General features: G+C 71.5%; 1 pseudogene. It reads right to left on the reverse strand.

Features of this window, described 5'->3' with window-relative positions:
• Window positions 1–416 (reverse strand): annotated as a pseudogene (locus ACFO4E_RS30135) (hypothetical protein); the annotation flags it as partial.
• Window positions 417–564: the final 148 nt, after the last annotated feature.

A 564-nucleotide genomic window follows, 5' to 3' on the forward strand; every position in this document is an offset into this window, starting at 1 on the left:
CCGCTGGTGCCCTGGCCGGAGACGGCGTCGGTGCACTTGGTGTCGGTGCCCATGGGCTGGGGCGCGCCCTCGGTGCCGTTGCCGTCGCCCCACTTGGTGATGTGGTACTGGACGTCGATGTGGCCCTTGTCGCCGGTGACGGTGAGGTCGGTGTCGTTCCACTTCTCACCGGTCAGCTTGGCGAAGGTCTTGCCGTCGAGGTCGAGCAGGACGTTGCAGTCGCCGGCGGGGTCGCCGGGGCCGCGGTCGCCGATGAAGAAGTCTTCCTTCTTGCCGTTGTACTCGACGTAGCCCTCGGTGCCCAGGGGCCAGGACGGGCTGGCCGCCAGGCCCTCCTGCATGGGCTCGCCGCTGGCGGGGGCGCCGGTGTCGCCGTTGATGCCCGAGCCGTCGTCCCAGAAGTACGACGCCTTCAGGTCGCCGTTCTGGACGCTGTCGGTGCCGGCGGCGGCGGTGGTGGCGGGCGCGGCGGTGTTCAGGGCGGTGGTGTTCGCAGTCATGGTGTGTCCCCCCGTTGGTCGGGTGCGGGGCCGAGAGTGGCCCGGGGCACGGCGCATCCGCCCG

Source organism: Nocardiopsis mangrovi (assembly GCF_042653925.1).
Lineage (GTDB): Bacteria > Actinomycetota > Actinomycetes > Streptosporangiales > Streptosporangiaceae > Nocardiopsis_B > Nocardiopsis_B mangrovi.